Origin of the sequence: Luteimonas gilva, assembly GCF_005239095.1 — a bacterium.
GTDB classification, from domain to species: Bacteria; Pseudomonadota; Gammaproteobacteria; order Xanthomonadales; family Xanthomonadaceae; genus Luteimonas_C; species Luteimonas_C gilva.
In genome coordinates this window covers 1,010,604-1,025,252 of the sequence record NZ_SZUA01000001.1, presented here as the reverse complement: position 1 = coordinate 1,025,252, position 14,649 = coordinate 1,010,604, and the positions used below count along the sequence as shown (strand labels likewise).

Genomic DNA, 14,649 nt, shown 5'->3' with positions numbered 1-14,649 from the left:
CCTTGCGGAAAGGGGGGCGATTCTAGCCCGGCGGGTATAATCGCGGCGTTTACGCGGCCCGCAGCGGCCAGCGCTTCTTTCCCGGATAGCCAATGTCACTCGCCAACCCCAAGGTCGGTTTCGTCAGCCTCGGCTGCCCCAAAGCGCTGGTCGATTCCGAGCGCATCCTCACCCAGCTGCGGGTCGAGGGCTACGACATCGTGCAGAGCTACGACGCGGCCGACGTGGTCGTGGTCAACACCTGCGGCTTCATCGATTCGGCGGTGGCCGAATCCTTGGAGGCCATCGGCGAGGCGCTGGCGGAAAACGGCAAGGTCATCGTCACCGGCTGCCTGGGCAAGCGTCCCGAGCAGATCCGCGAGGCGCATCCGGACGTGCTGTCGATCAGCGGTCCACAGGATTACGGCACGGTCATGGAGGCGGTGCACAAGGCGCTGCCGCCCAAGCACGATCCGTTCTTGGATTTGGTGCCCGATGCAGGCATCAAGCTCACGCCCAAGCATTACGCCTATCTGAAGATTTCCGAAGGCTGCAACCACCGCTGCAGCTTCTGCATCATCCCGTCGATGCGCGGCGATTTGGTGTCGCGCCCGGTCGACGATGTGCTGCGCGAAGCCGAAAAGCTGGTGCGCGGCGGCGTGCAGGAACTGCTGGTGATCTCGCAGGACACTTCCGCTTACGGCGTGGACGTGAAATACGCCGAACGGGAATGGCGCGGCAAGCCGTACCAGACGCGGATGAAGGCGCTGTGCGAAGGCTTGTCCGAGCTCGGCGTTTGGACGCGCCTGCATTATGTGTACCCCTATCCGCACGTCGACGACATCATCCCGCTGATGGCCGACGGCAAGCTGTTGCCGTATCTGGACATCCCGTTCCAGCACGCCAGTCCGCGCGTACTGAAGCTGATGAAGCGGCCGGGTGCGGTCGACAAAACCTTGGAGCGCATCCAGCGTTGGCGCAGGGTCTGTCCTGAGATCGCCATCCGGAGCACCTTCATCGTCGGCTTCCCGGGCGAAACCGAAGCCGAGTTCGAAGAGCTGCTCGACTTCCTGGACGAAGCGCAGCTGGACCGCGTCGGCGCGTTCGCTTATTCGCCGGTGGAAGGCGCCAAGGCCAACGATCTGCCCGATCCGGTGCCGGACGAAGTCAAGCAGGAGCGGCTGGCGCGCTTCATGGAACGGCAGGCGGACATTTCCGCCGCCAAGTTGGAAGCCAAGATCGGCACGATGCAGCGCTGCCTGGTGGACGCCATCGACGGCGACCTGGCGATCGCGCGCTCGATGGCCGACGCGCCCGAGATCGACGGCCTGGTCCAGATCCAGAACGGCCGCGAGGCTGGCCTGAAGCCGGGCGATTTCGCGTCTGTGGAGATCATGGGGAGCGACGAGCACGACCTGTACGGCGAGGCCGTCTGATCCCTCCTACCGCAGCAGGGGGCGTTATGAGGCAATGCTTGGTTTCGATCGCGTTGGCGGCCGTCGCGCTGCCGGCGTTCGCGCAGCGCGTGCCGGTGATGTCGGCCGAGGAAATGCAAGGCCTGATGCCGGACGGGGCGAAGATGGAAACGCGCGTCGACGGCGATTTCAACGGCGACGGCGAAACCGACACCGCCTTCGTCTGGCGCAGCGAAAAGGCCGGCGAAGAACAACGTGGATTGATGGTGGGCGTCGCCTACCGCAACGAGTTCGACATGGGCCATGATCCGGCCGGCGAGTTGAGTCTGGACCCGTTTCCCTTGGGCCCCGCGTCGTTGTCGGTCCGCAAAGGCGTGCTGATCGTCGAAGACCTGACCGGCGGCACCACGGCCACGCAGTCCACGCGCCGTTATCGTTACGACGCCAAGCAGAAGAAGATGCGCTTGATCGGCATCGATGCGGAACGCTACAGCCGCACCAACAGCCACGGCACGGTCAAGATCAGCTGGAACCTGCTCGACGGCACCCACATCGTGGAGCGCGGCGAGCCGAACACCGACCCGAAGAGCGACGCGGCCTTGGTCTATGCCAAGCCCGAGCGCACCGCGCGCAAATCGCTGCCGGTCTGGATGGAAGGGTCGACGGACCCGGACAGCTTGATCGACGCGGAAGTCGTGCCGGACGCCGAGGACCGCGATTAGCCTGCTTTCGTAGAGTCGGGCCTGCTCGACTGCTTTCCATCGGCCGGAACGGAAATCAGAGGCAAAAACAGTCGAGCAGGCTCGACTCTACGGTTCGCGGCGGACAATGAACCGCGTCCGGCGCAACTTTTCCGCCTCCACCTGCCTCCATACGGCACGAACGTCCGTAAAGGTAAGCTGAGACCCTGGAGGCGCCGCGATGTCGTCCGAGCCCATACCGCTGCCATCCGTCGAAAACGCCGCCTGGCGCACCGTGCTGCGCCATCGCTGGCCGCTGCGCTGGATGCACTGGATCAATCTGGCCTGCATGCTGGCTTTGGTCGGCAGCGGCCTGCAGATCTTCAACGCGCATCCGGCCCTGTACTGGGGCGAGGCTTCGCATTTCGCCACACCGGTATTCGCGGCCCAGGCGATGAAACGCGGTTCGACCGGAGAGTTGTACGGCGTCACGCAGATCGGTCCGGCGCGGTTCGAGACCACCGGCGTGCTCGGCGTGTCGGAAAACCCGCAGGGCAAGGTCACGGCGAAAGGCTTTCCGGACTGGAGTACGATCCCGGGCTCGCGCAACCTAGCGCTGGGCCGGCGTTGGCATTTCTTCTTCGCCTGGTTGTGGGTGATCAACGGCGTTTGCTACCTCGCCTGGTCGCTGGCCAGCCGCCATCTGCGCCGCGATCTGGCCATGGAGAAGCGCGATTGGCGCGGCATCCCGCGTTCGATCGCCGATCACCTGCGCTTCCGCCACCCGCACGGCGACGAAGCGCTGCGCTACAACCCGTTGCAGAAACTGGCTTATCTGGCGGTGATTTTCGTGGTCGCGCCGGTCGCGATCCTGACCGGCCTGTCGATGTCGCCGCAGATGGATACGCTGCTCGGCGGTTTCGTCGATCTGATCGGCGGCCGACAGGCGGCGCGCACGATCCATTTCGTCGCGATGTCGCTGTTCGTGCTGTTCGCGATCGTGCACGTGCTGATGGTCGTCTATGCCGGTCCGCTCAACGAGATGCGTTCGATGATCACCGGCCGCTTCCGGGTGCGTTATCCGGCGGCGAAGGAGGGCGGCCATGACTGATCTCGAACGTCCCTCGCGGCGGCGCCTGCTGCGCGCGGCGCTCGCGGGTACGGGCGTGGGCCTGCTTTCAGGCTGCGACGCCTTGTCGCGCAAGCCCGGCTTCGTCGATGCGTTGGAGCTGGCCGAACCGCTGAACCGTCGCGTCCAGCGCTTGCTGACCGGCGACCGGCTTGCGCGCGAATTCCCGGCGTCGATGATTTCGCCGGTATTCCGCCCGAACGGTTCGACCGATCCGCAGACGCCCGAATACCTGGCCTTGAAAGCCGACGGCTTCGTCGGTTACCGATTGCAACTGCGCGGCCTGGTGGACAAGCCGTTGGATTTCTCGCTGGACGCGATCCGCGCGATGCCGGCGCGCACCCAGATCACCCGCCACGATTGCGTCGAAGGCTGGAGCGTGATCGGGCAGTGGGCCGGCGTGCCGCTCGGCGCGCTGCTCGACAAGGCCGGCGTCAAACCCGGCGCGCGCTACGTGGTTTTTCACTGCTTCGACGACTACGGCAAGGACGGCAGCCGTTACTACGAAAGCATCGATCTGCTCGACGCCTATCACCCGCAAACGCTCGTGGCGCACTCGCTGAACGGTTCACCCGTGCCGATCGCCAACGGCGCGCCGCTGCGGATGCGGATCGAACGCAAGCTCGGCTACAAGCAGCCCAAATACCTGCGCATGATCGAAGTGGTCGACAGCTACGCGCACCTGCAAGGCGGCAAGGGCGGGTTCTGGGAAGACCGGGATTACGATTGGTACGGTGGGATCTGACATTCATGCCTGCTCTTGTGGGAGGGGCTTCAGCCCCGACACGCGTCGCGAAGGCCTGTCGGGGCTGAAGCCCTTCCCGCCAGAGCGGCGTCGTGACGCCGCTTTCGCACGCTCTCCGCACAATGCGGAGAATGTCGGAAGAGGTGGTGTCATGACGAACAAGAACAGCGGGTTCACCCGCATGGCGAAGGCGGCGTCGCGCTTCACCGGCCGGCCGCTGTGTTTCGGCTTGGCGGTCGCGGTGGTGCTGGTCTGGATCGTCAGCGGTCCGATCTTCAAGTTCAGCGACACCTGGCAACTGGTGATCAACACCGGCACCACCATCGTCACCTTCCTGATGGTGTTCCTGATCCAGAACACCCAGAACCGCGACACCCAGGCCCTGCAGATCAAGCTGGACGAGCTGATCCGCGCCACCCAAGGCGCGCACAACGCGTTGCTGGACCTGGAAGAACTGGAGGAGAAGGAACTGCAGGAATTCCAGGATCGCTACGAAGCCTTGGCCGAAAAGGCGCGCAACTGCGGGCCTGAGGACGAAGACGATTCCGGCACGCCCGAAGTGGACGCCGATCAGAGGCCGAAGCCGGCCCCGTAACGCACCTCGACGATCGCGAAACGCGTCGTGCCGCTAGGGAGCGACGCTTCGAATTCGTCGTCGACGCGCTTCTTCAGCATCGCCCGCGCCAGCGGCGAGTCGATGCTGATGAAGCCGCGCTTGGCGTCGGTCTCGTCGGGGCCGACGATCCGGTAACGCTGCAGCTCGCCCGTCGCCGCGTTCTCCAATTCGACCCAAGCGCCGAAGAACACCGCCTCGGGATCGGTAGGCGCGGCATCGACCACGCGCAATTGCTCCAAGCGTTTGGAGAGATAGCGCACGCGGCGGTCGATCTCGCCCAATTGCTTCTTGCGATAGGTGTATTCCGCGTTCTCGGAACGATCGCCCTCGGCCGCGGCGGCGGCGAGGGCTTTGACCACTTCCGGACGCTTGATCCGCCACAGCTCGTCCAGCTCGGCTTTGAGCCGGGCGTGCCCCTCGCGGGTGATCAGCGCGGTGCTCTTCTCCGCGGGCGGCCGCCAACGGCCCACGGCTATGGCGCGGCGACGCGCTTGAGGCCGGAGTTCTGCGCGCCTTGGAGGGGATTGCCGTCCTTGTCCATTAGCCGGATGTCGTTCCGGCCGACGACTTCGAACAGGCGGTCCTGCTCGCTCTTGCTATTGGGGTCCAGACGCAAGCGATGGCCGTTGTCTTCGGCGGTCCAAGTGCCGTCGCTCTTCACCGGCTCGGCCGATTTGCCTCGGTAGGTTTCGGCCGAAGCATAGGTGCCGTCGCCCGCCAGCGAAATTTTGGTGTCGATGCCGGCGCAATCCGCGCAGGGCAGGGTGCCGGCGAATTCGCCGGCGAAGGCGCGCATGTCGAAATCGACGACCGGATTCGCCGCGGCCGCGAGCGCGGGATCGGCGGCGGGCGCCGTTGCGGTGGGCGCTGCGGCGGGCGATGCCGGTTCGACGGCGGGTTCTTTCTTGCAGGCGGACAAGCCCAATACGGACAAGGCCACGATGGCGGCTGCGAACGATGTGCGCTTCATGCGATGTTTTCCTCGGGGGAAGGAACGAATGCGGAGCTCAGCGGCGACCGCCGCCGAAGATGCCGCCCAGTACGCCGCGCAGGATCTGACGGCCGATCTGGCTGCCGACGGTGCGCGCGGTCTGCTTGGCCATCGTTTCGACCATGCCTTGGCGGCGTTTGGTGCCGAACACCGCGTCCTTCACCGCCTGGCCGAAACCGCCTTCTTCCGCTTCGTCTTGCTCGCGCGTGCGCGCGGGCGGCGCCTTGGCCTGCGCGGAAGCGGTCTCGACTTTCTTGGCCAAGGTTTCCGCCGCCGATTCGCGGTTCACGCGCTGGTCGTATTTCTGCCCGACCGGGCTGCCGGCGCGCACCTGCGCGCGTTCGGCTTCGGTGATGGCGCCCATCCGGCAGCGCGGCGGCGCGATCAGGGTGCGTTCGACCGGCATCGGCACGCCCTTGTCCTGCAGCGTCGACACCAGCGCTTCGCCGGTGCCGAGCTTGGAGATGGTTTGGGCGACATCCAGTTTCGGATTCGGCACGAAGGTTTCTGCCGCGGTGCGCACCGCCTTCTGGTCGCGCGGCGTGAACGCGCGCAGCGCATGCTGCACGCGGTTGCCGAGCTGGCCGAGGATGTTGTCGGGCACGTCATCGGGGAACTGCGAGCAGAAGTAGACGCCCACGCCTTTCGAACGGATCAAGCGCACGACCTGTTCGACGCGCTGCTGCAGCGCCGGCGGCGAGTCGTCGAACAGCAGATGCGCCTCGTCGAACACGAACACCAGCTTGGGCTTGTCCAGATCCCCGACTTCGGGCAGGTTCTCGAACAATTCCGACAGCAGCCACAACAAAAAGCTCGAATACAGTCGCGGTTTCAGGATCAGCTGGTCGGCGGCCAGGATGTTGACCACGCCGCGTCCGTCGGTGTTCGTGCGCATCAGGTCGGCCAGTTCCAGCGCCGGTTCGCCGAAGAACTGGTCGCCGCCTTCCTGTTCCAGGCGCAGCAGCGAGCGCTGGATCGCGCCGATCGACTGCGCGCTGACCAAGCCGTACGAGGTGGAGATGTCCTTGCGCTCGTCGGCGACCAGGCCGAGCAGGGCGCGCAGGTCTTCCAGGTCGAGCAGCAGCAGGCCGCGGTCGTCGGCGAGCTTGAAGACGATGTCGAGCACGCCGCTTTGGGTGTCGTTCAGTTCCAGGATGCGCGCGAGCAGGGTCGGGCCCATTTCGCTGACCGTGGTCCGCACCGGATGGCCGAGTTTGCCGAACAGGTCCCAGAACACGACCGGATTGGCCTGCGGCGCATAGCCTGTCATGCCGATTTCGCCGATCCGCGCCTGCAATTTCTCGTTCAGCTCGCCGGCGACGGCCAGACCGGCCACGTCGCCCTTCACATCGGCCAGGAACACCGGCACGCCCAGGCGCGAGAAACCCTCGGCCAGCGTCATCAGCGTGACCGTCTTGCCGGTGCCGGTGGCACCGGCCACCAATCCGTGGCGATTGCCGTATTTAGGCTGCAGGAAGACCTGCCCGCTGTCCGGAGTGGTGACGGCTTTGCCTACGAGAATCGGGTCCATGGCGGGTCCTTGCGGGGCGTGGGCCGATTCTAATTGGTTGCTGCGTCCTTACGGCAATGCGTGGAGCACGAAACCGCCCCGGCTGTTTCTCCCCCTTTGAAAAAGGGGGATCAAGGGGGATTTGCTTTTGCAGTTTTTGGCTGTGCGCTCGAAAACAAGAGCAAAAGCAAATCCCCCTTAGTCCCCCTTTTTCAAAGGGGGAAACAGCGGGGCGTCGGTTGCCCGCGATCCGCTTCAGCGGCTACCCTTCCAAAACCTTGCCTCATTTGCAGTCCATGCCTTCCTTTGCCCTGGTTTCCTACCGTTCCTTTCCGATCGCCGCCGCGCTGGCGCTGATCTTCATCGTTCCCGACGCATCGGCCGCCTCCAAGCGCGAGGCCGTCGCCGCGCTCAACGCGCGCATGGCCGCGGCGGAGAAACGCTATCGCGACGCCTTGGTCAAGATCGGAAACAACGATCAGACCGGCGTGTCCGAAAGCAATGCCGCGCTGGAGGACATGGAGGACGTGGTCGACGCCTGCGGCAAGCAGAAAGGCTGCCAGACGACCGACTTGATGGCGGTCTACAAGCGCCTGCTGAAATCCAATGCCGACGCGCAAGGCCCGGCCGCGGACGAAGACGAGGATCCCAACGAGCCCGATCCCGATCATGCCGGGGACGTCGGCATCGCCGCCGACGTGCCCGAAGCCGCTAAAGCCGCGAGCCTGCTCGACGACAAGCGCCATCGCTTCGATCAGATGGTGCAGTACAACCCGGCCGTGCAGGCCGGCATCCGGCGCTGGCTGACCGATCTGCGCGGCCCGCTGATGGACAGCTACGAGAACTACCAGTACATGCGCCAGCAGATGTGGCCGTCGTACGAACGCGCCGGTCTGCCGGAAGCGCTGCTGTTCGGGATCATGGCCAAGGAATCCAACGGCAAGGTCCATGTCACTTCGCGCGCCGGCGCCGCCGGGCCGATGCAATTCATGTACGCCACCGGCCTGCGCTTCGGCCTGGGCCAGGACGGCACCGGCTTCGATACGCGCTACGACCCGCATGCGGTCGCCGAAGCCAGCGCCGCTTATCTCAACGAGCGCATGGGCGAGTTGAACCGCAGCATCGAAATGGCGTTGGCCGCCTATAACGGCGGCGAAGGCCGCGCGCTGCGTATCTATAACGGCAGCGAAGGGCGCGGTTTCTGGGATGCGTCGGTGTACAACCAGTTCCCGGCCGAAACCCGCGATTACGTGCCGATGGTGATCGCCGCGGCGTGGCTGTTCCTGCATCCGAAGAAATACGGCATCACTTTCCCGAAAGTGGAATCGAAGCCGGCGCCGCTGCGCCTGTCGCAGCCGACCTCGATCTACGAACTGACCATCTGCCTGGGCAACGGCGGCACCCGCGACGGCTTCATGCGCGCGCTGCGCAACCTCAACCCGCGCTACCAGCCGGAAAGCTATCTGCCGGCAGGCGCGAGCCTCAATGCGACGACGCAAATCGTCGGCCTGTACAACCGCCATTGCGCACAGGGCCCGCGCGCGGCGCTGGCCAAGCAGCTGGTGCTGAGCGATCCGAATTCGGCCATCGTGCGTACTGGACCGATGCAGACGCTGCCGCCTTCGGACGGGGTCGTCCCCGCGCCGCTCACCGGCGCTGCTGCGCCGACCGATCCGGTCGCGATCAAGCCGAAGAAGAAGCCCGGTACGCACAAGGTCGCCAAGAGCGAAACGCTGGTGTCGATCGCGCAGAAGTACCAGTGCGACACCAAATCGCTGGCCAAGGCGAACGGCTTGAAGGCGCCGCGGTATGCGCTGAAGGCCGGGCAGCGTTTGAAGCTGGAAGGCTGCCAGTAGCCGCTCGAAGCGGGCGAGCGCAGTGCGCCCGCCCGCCGTCGGCGATCAGCAATTGGGTATGACGGCGCCGTTATTGTCGCGCGCTTCGTCGTTGCCCCATCGGCTCAGGTAGTAGGCCGACACCCATGCGCCGGCCGGTCCGACATCCAGATCCGTCTTCAGCCAGTAGTGGTTGTAGCTGGTGGCGTTGCCCACGCGTTCGCCCCAGGCCTTGCAGTACACGTAATTCGTGCCCTGGTAGAGCGTGCCGACCGGGGTGAGCGTCGAAGGCCACTTGTAGCCCGTCGCGTTCGCGAACGTGTCGACCCAATACTTGATGCTTGGGTTGGGCGGATTGGGGTTGGAGCCGCCGTTGATCAGGTTGTAGTACGACGCCCACGGGAAATATTTGCCTGGATCGTAGCGGTTGCTGTTTTGGGTGAGCATGCCGTGGCCCTTCACCCGTACGCTGTCCGGCACCACGTACCAATAGTCGTAGCCCGGGCCTTGCCAGGCGGATGCGCAATTCACGCCGCGCCGCGCGCAGATGCTGGCCGTCAACCGCGCCGAAGCGTTGACCATAGCGGCGGACCAATTGCCCGGATCGGACGCGTAACCGTCGTGTTCGATGCCGATGGTGTAGTTGTTGTGGTACTTGGCGTGGTAAGCGGTGTGGTACTCGCGCACCATCTGGGTGATCTGGCCGTCCGATTTGCGGATCAGATAGTGCGCGGAGACTACGGCGTTGGGGTTCTGGAACCAGGCGATCGAGCCCGCGTACGAGCCTTCCATGGTGTGCATGATGACCGCCGTCATGGCGTTGGCGGCGGTGCTGTAGTTGCCGGAGTAGGCGGGCACCCACAGCGCTTCGCCGAAATCGACGGCGAGCGTCGCGCTCGGGGCGGCGCCCGGTATGCGAACTTCGTCCCGGACGGCATCGACGTTCAACAAGGGGGCGCGCAATTTTGCGAGTTGGGTCGGAGTGAAGGCGCGTTCCATGCCGACGGCGCGTCTGGGGATCTTCACGCCGTTCGCGTCCACGCCGCGATCCAGCGTCGAAAGCACCGCGTAGGCGAAACTTTGCCGCGCGTACGTCCGGATCTCGCCCGTGCCGTCGCCGTAGCCGGCGTAGCGCGCGAGCACCGCGCCCATCGTGCTCGGATCTTCGGCGCGGGCGTAGGGTTCGCCGCGCGCCTTATTGGTTTTAGATGCGCGATCCAACAACGCGGCGGCGGCCAAGATGTTGGTTTCGGGGTCGCGCATGACCAGCGTCGGCGACAGGCCGAGCAGTTTGGCGCCTTCCGCCACTTGGTCGGCGAAGCCTTCGCCGTGGTAAAGGCCCATCACGCCGTAGGCCGGGGGCATGTGGCGCTCGTGGTCGCCGTTCGAAGCGCTGGGTTCCACATTCCGCCAGCCGGTTTCGGAATACGCGAGCGCTTCTAGCACGCCGCGCGGCAAATCCGGATAGCGGGCGTAAGCGCGCGCGAAATACTCGGGATAGCGGACGCGCGCGGCCGCGAGCGGACGCTCGGCCAGCGCACGTTCGGCATCCGGGGTGAGAGGAGCGCGCTTGGTGCCGATGGCGGCGCACAGCGCAGGCGCGAAGAGAATGGCGGCCAGGCCGGCGGCCAGTAGCAAACGGTGTGGAATGGGCATCGGACGCTCCCTGCGGTCGAAAGGAACGGATCCCCGAGAACAAGCTAGAGGCGGCCCGGGCGCGGCGACAGCTGGTGTCGGCCCTAGGTCATCGCAACGCCGTCACAATTCGCGCAATGCGCAAGTCCGTTTATGGTGCTGGCGTTGCGCGCAGCGTCGCCAAGCGTTCGCCCAAACGGACCGCCGTCTCCGCCTGCAGCGACGAGGCCAATGCCGCCACGCCCGGCGGCAACAACACGATCACGGTCGATCCGTAATTGAATCGCGCCATCTCGGCGAAGCGTTGCAACGTAATTCCGCGGCCGCGATAGTCCTTCTTCGCGATCCGATCGCCGTAACGCGGAATTTCGACGCCGCCCCACACCGTTTCGACGCCGGAAACGAGCAGCGCGCCGACCATCACCATCGCCATCGGCCCGAAATCGGTGTCGAACAAGCAAGCCAGCCGCTCGTTGCGCGCGAACAGGCGCGGCACGTGGCGCACCGCCGCCGGGCCCACGCTGAACAGGCGGCCGGGCACGTGCACGGTTTCGCGCAGCGTCCCGGTCCAGGGCATGTGCACGCGGTGGTAGTCCTTCGGCGACAAGTAGACGGTGGCGAATACGCCGTTCGCGAACGGTTCGGCCGCTTGCGCGTCGCCGAGCAGTTCGGCCGCGGTGAAGGACTGGCCTTTGGCCTGGAAAATACGGCCGTTTTCGATGGCGCCGCATTGGCTGATGCGGCCGTCGGCCGGCATCAGCAACGCGTTCGGGTCGGGATCGGGCACGCGCGCGCCGGACTTCAGCGCGCGGGTGAAGAACGCATTGAAGGTTCCGTACGAGCGCGGATCGGGATTGGCCGCTTCGTTCAAATCGACGCCGAACTTGCGGGTAACCGTGTCGATCAGCCAGCGGCTGACGGCGCCGTTGTTCGAATAGGCGAGCGAGCGCGCCAGCGAGGACAGCAGCCGGTGCGGCAGGACGTAGGTGAGGGCGGTGACGAAATCCATACTTATTTGGACGAAGCCTGCGTCAAAGCGGCCATGTCTTCCGCGATCGCCTTCGGCTGCAACGGCGGCTGGATCACGCCGGCCATGCGGCCGTGCGGATCGAGCACCGCGATCGCCGCCGAATGGTCCACTGTGTATTGATCTGCAGGAACGCCTTCCGGCGCCGGCACCTTCATGAACACCAGCGATAGCGATTTGGCGAAGGATTCCAGCGCCGGCAGGTCGGCGGTGGCCGCCAACGTGTCGCGATGGAACGCGTGCGCGTAGCCGCCGATCTTCATCGGCGTGTCGCGCTCCGGATCGACCGAAACGAACAGCACCCGCGGCCGGCGCGCATCGGGCAGCGGCTCCCAGCGCTTCTGCGCCTGGGCGAGTTCGGCCAGCGTGGTCGGGCAGACGTCGGGGCAGTGGGTGAAGCCGAGGAAGACCAGGGTCCAATGGCCCTTCAATTCGCCCGTAATCAGCTGGGTGCCGTCCGACTGGCGCAGCGCGAAGGCGGGCAGCTCGCGCGGATGGTCGAACAAGCGCACGGTCTGCAGCTCCGGGCGCTTTTCCCCGGCGGGGCCGAAATGGCCGCGCGCGGCCCACAAGCCGAGCCCGGCGGCGAGCGCGGCGATCAGGACGATGAGCGTGGTGCGGTTGAACATACGGCGTACCGGCAGTCGTAACCGCGTCATGATACCGGGCGGCCGCTATAATTCCCGATCCTAAGCGCGCGCCGGACCTCGTGGCCATCGAACTGCAGACCATCATCGACCTGATCCGCTACGGCGCCAGCCGCTTCAACGCGGCCGGGCTGACCTATGGCCACAGCTACGACAACGCCTTGGACGAGGCCACCCAGCTGACGCTGCACGCGCTGCACCTGCCGCACGACCTGTCTCCGGTCTATGGCCAGGCGCGGATCACCGAGGCCGAGAAGGAAGAGGTGCTGGCGCTGTTCCTGCGCCGGATCGAGGAGCGCATCCCGGCCGCCTACCTGACCGGCGAGGCCTGGTTCGCCGGCCTGTCGTTCAAGTCGGACCCGCGCGCGCTGGTGCCGCGTTCGCCGATCGCCGAGTTAGTCGAAGCCGGTTTCGAACCCTGGCTGGGCGGCCGCGAAGTGCGCCGCGCGCTGGACCTGTGCACCGGTTCGGGCTGCATCGCCATCGCGATGGCGCACTACAACCCCGATTGGCACGTCGACGGCATCGATCTGAGCGACGAGGCCCTATCGCTGGCGCGCGAGAACGAAAAGCGGCTGTTGGTGAAGAATCTGCGGCTGCTGAAATCCGATTTGTTCTCTAATTTGCAGGGCGAACATTACGACCTGATCGTCACCAACCCGCCGTACGTCACCAACGACGAAACCGACGCGCTGCCGCAAGAGTATGCGCACGAGCCCGATTTGGGCCTGCGCGCCGGCGACGACGGTCTGGACCTGGCGCTGCGCATCCTGCGCGACGCGCCGTTGCATCTGACCGAAGACGGTTTGCTGATCTGCGAAGTCGGCGAGGCCGAGCAAGCGCTGGTCAAGCTGCTGCCGGAGCTGCCGCTGGCCTGGGTCGAATTCAAAGTAGGGCAGATGGGGATCTTCGTGGTCGAGCGCCACGACCTGGTCGCGCATCACGCGCGCATCCGCCAGCTCGCGGATGCGCGCGAGCCGAAGGCCGCCGCTGCGACAGGAAACCTGTTTTGACTCAGATCGCCGCGAACATGCTGTTTCCCCCTTTGAAAAAGGGGGGCAGGGGGGATTTGCTTTTGCTCTTGACGTTGCTCTACTTCAAGCAACAAAGGCAAAAGCAAATCGTTGCACGATTCCCGGCCCTCGCTCGCGCGAGGGCGCTCACGCGTCCGCAAACCTTCGGTTCGCAAACGGACGCGCTCGCCCCCCCTGCCCCCCTTTTTCAAAGGGGGGAACCGCAAAGGCGGTCGGCGTGAATACTTTCGGTCAACTATTCCGCGTCACCACCTTCGGCGAGTCGCACGGGCCGGCGATCGGCTGCGTGATCGACGGCTGCCCGCCGGGCATCGCCATCGCCGCGGAAGACTTCGCCCACGACCTGGCGCGCCGCGCCACGGGCAAGACCCGCCACACCTCGGCGCGGCGCGAAGCCGACGAGGTCGAAATCCTCAGCGGCGTATACGAAGGCAAGACCACCGGCACCCCGATCGCTCTGCTGATCCGCAATACCGACGCGCGCAGCAAGGATTACGACAAGATCGTCGAGCAGTTCCGCCCGGGGCACGCCGACTACACCTATTGGCAGAAGTACGGCATCCGCGACCCGCGCGGCGGCGGGCGTTCCTCGGCGCGCGAAACCACGATGCGGGTCGCCGCGGCCGTGATCGCCAAGAAATGGCTGGTCGAAAAATACGGCGTGAGCGTGCGCGGCCATCTCGCGCAAATCGGCGGCATCATTCCGAAGTCGTTCGACTGGAACGCGGTCGAAGCCAATCCGTTCTTCTGGCCGGACGCCGCGCAAATCGATGAGCTGGAAAGCTACATGGACGCGCTGCGCAAATCCGGCGATTCGGTCGGCGCGCTCGTCACCGTGGTCGCCGACGGCGTGCCGCCGGGCTGGGGCGAGCCGATCTACGGCAAGCTCGACGGCGAGATCGCCGCGGCGATGATGTCGATCAATGCGGTCAAAGGCGTGGAAATCGGCGACGGCTTCGCGTCGGTCGCGCAGAAGGGCAGCGAACATCGCGACGAAGCCGCCCGCGACGGTTTTTTGTCCAACCACGCCGGCGGCATCCTCGGCGGCATCAGCAGCGGCCAGCCGGTCGTCGTGTCGGTGGCGTTCAAGCCGACTTCGAGCCTGCGCTTGCCGGCGCGCAGCCTGGACGTGCACGGCAACGAAGTCGAAGTCGTCACCACCGGCCGCCACGATCCCTGCGTCGGCATCCGCGCCACGCCGATCTGCGAGGCCATGCTGGCGCTGGTGCTGATGGACCAGGCGCTGCGCCATCGCGCCCAATGCGGCGACGTCGGCGACGTTTCGCCGCGGATTCCGGGGTGAGCCTTAAAAGCTTTAGACACAGATCAGATCGGATCGAGGCGGATAAAGCCTTTCAATAAAAATGCTTTTATCCGCTTTAGTCCGATCTGATCCGTGTCTAAAA

14 protein-coding genes are annotated in these 14,649 nt (G+C 65.4%); 8 read left to right on the top strand and 6 right to left on the bottom strand.

Annotated features, from left to right (window positions below):
• Nucleotides 1–92: 92 nt before the first annotated feature.
• The 5 genes from rimO to FCE95_RS04725 all read left to right on the top strand — a co-directional run bounded on the left by rimO (nt 93) and on the right by FCE95_RS04725 (nt 4,543).
• Nucleotides 93–1,415 (top strand): 30S ribosomal protein S12 methylthiotransferase RimO, encoded by a 1,323-nt coding sequence (gene rimO, locus FCE95_RS04745; protein WP_137265810.1) that lies wholly within the window; start codon nt 93–95, stop codon nt 1,413–1,415.
• A gap of 26 nt (nt 1,416–1,441) precedes the next feature.
• On the top strand, nt 1,442–2,116 hold the full coding sequence (locus FCE95_RS04740) for a hypothetical protein (RefSeq protein WP_137265809.1): 675 nt from the start codon (nt 1,442–1,444) through the stop codon (nt 2,114–2,116).
• A 199-nt stretch (nt 2,117–2,315) separates the two neighbouring features.
• Nucleotides 2,316–3,185 (top strand): cytochrome b/b6 domain-containing protein, encoded by an 870-nt coding sequence (locus tag FCE95_RS04735; RefSeq protein WP_137265808.1) that lies wholly within the window; start codon nt 2,316–2,318, stop codon nt 3,183–3,185.
• Entirely contained in the window at nt 3,178–3,948 is a 771-nt protein-coding gene (locus FCE95_RS04730) for a molybdopterin-dependent oxidoreductase (RefSeq protein WP_137265807.1), read from the top strand. The genes FCE95_RS04735 and FCE95_RS04730 overlap by 8 nt, the downstream gene beginning before the upstream one ends.
• A 151-nt stretch (nt 3,949–4,099) precedes the next feature.
• Nucleotides 4,100–4,543, top strand: a complete 444-nt coding sequence (locus tag FCE95_RS04725) for a low affinity iron permease family protein (RefSeq protein WP_137265806.1) — start codon at nt 4,100–4,102, stop codon at nt 4,541–4,543.
• Here the strand turns inward: FCE95_RS04725 and greB are convergent.
• From greB to FCE95_RS04710, 3 genes are read right to left on the bottom strand one after another with little or no spacing between them, the layout of a single operon-like run.
• On the bottom strand, nt 4,519–5,034 hold the full coding sequence (gene greB / locus FCE95_RS04720; RefSeq protein WP_137265805.1) for a transcription elongation factor GreB: 516 nt from the start codon (nt 5,032–5,034) through the stop codon (nt 4,519–4,521). The genes FCE95_RS04725 and greB overlap by 25 nt on opposite strands.
• Before the next feature lie 2 nt (nt 5,035–5,036).
• Nucleotides 5,037–5,534 (bottom strand): copper resistance protein NlpE, encoded by a 498-nt coding sequence (locus tag FCE95_RS04715; RefSeq protein ID WP_137265804.1) that lies wholly within the window; start codon nt 5,532–5,534, stop codon nt 5,037–5,039.
• A gap of 37 nt (nt 5,535–5,571) precedes the next feature.
• A complete protein-coding gene (locus tag FCE95_RS04710) occupies nt 5,572–7,086 on the bottom strand; it encodes a helicase HerA-like domain-containing protein (RefSeq protein ID WP_137265803.1) in 1,515 nt (504 codons plus the stop codon).
• Nucleotides 7,087–7,361: 275 nt separating this feature from the next.
• Here FCE95_RS04710 and FCE95_RS04705 point away from each other — a divergent pair, with 275 nt between their 5' ends.
• Complete coding sequence (locus FCE95_RS04705) at nt 7,362–8,921, top strand: transglycosylase SLT domain-containing protein (RefSeq protein WP_137265802.1); 1,560 nt, start codon at nt 7,362–7,364, stop codon at nt 8,919–8,921.
• A gap of 45 nt (nt 8,922–8,966) precedes the next feature.
• Here FCE95_RS04705 and FCE95_RS04700 read toward each other — a convergent pair whose 3' ends face one another.
• The 3 genes from FCE95_RS04700 to FCE95_RS04690 form a co-directional block, all read right to left on the bottom strand.
• Nucleotides 8,967–10,556: an N-acetylmuramoyl-L-alanine amidase gene (locus FCE95_RS04700; RefSeq protein WP_137265801.1), complete on the bottom strand. Its 1,590-nt coding sequence runs from the start codon at nt 10,554–10,556 to the stop codon at nt 8,967–8,969.
• Nucleotides 10,557–10,686: 130 nt separating this feature from the next.
• Nucleotides 10,687–11,544, bottom strand: a complete 858-nt coding sequence (gene asd, locus FCE95_RS04695; protein ID WP_137265800.1) for an archaetidylserine decarboxylase — start codon at nt 11,542–11,544, stop codon at nt 10,687–10,689.
• 2 nt (nt 11,545–11,546) lie between these two features.
• Nucleotides 11,547–12,191: an SCO family protein gene (locus tag FCE95_RS04690; protein ID WP_137266450.1), complete on the bottom strand. Its 645-nt coding sequence runs from the start codon at nt 12,189–12,191 to the stop codon at nt 11,547–11,549.
• 80 nt (nt 12,192–12,271) lie between these two features.
• Here FCE95_RS04690 and prmB point away from each other — a divergent pair, with 80 nt between their 5' ends.
• Nucleotides 12,272–13,222 carry a 50S ribosomal protein L3 N(5)-glutamine methyltransferase gene (gene prmB / locus FCE95_RS04685; RefSeq protein WP_137265799.1) on the top strand — a complete coding sequence of 317 codons (951 nt, stop codon included), beginning with the start codon at nt 12,272–12,274 and terminating at the stop codon, nt 13,220–13,222.
• A 238-nt stretch (nt 13,223–13,460) separates the two neighbouring features.
• Nucleotides 13,461–14,546, top strand: a complete 1,086-nt coding sequence (gene aroC / locus FCE95_RS04680) for a chorismate synthase (RefSeq protein ID WP_137265798.1) — start codon at nt 13,461–13,463, stop codon at nt 14,544–14,546.
• The last annotated feature ends 103 nt before the right edge of the window (nt 14,547–14,649 follow it).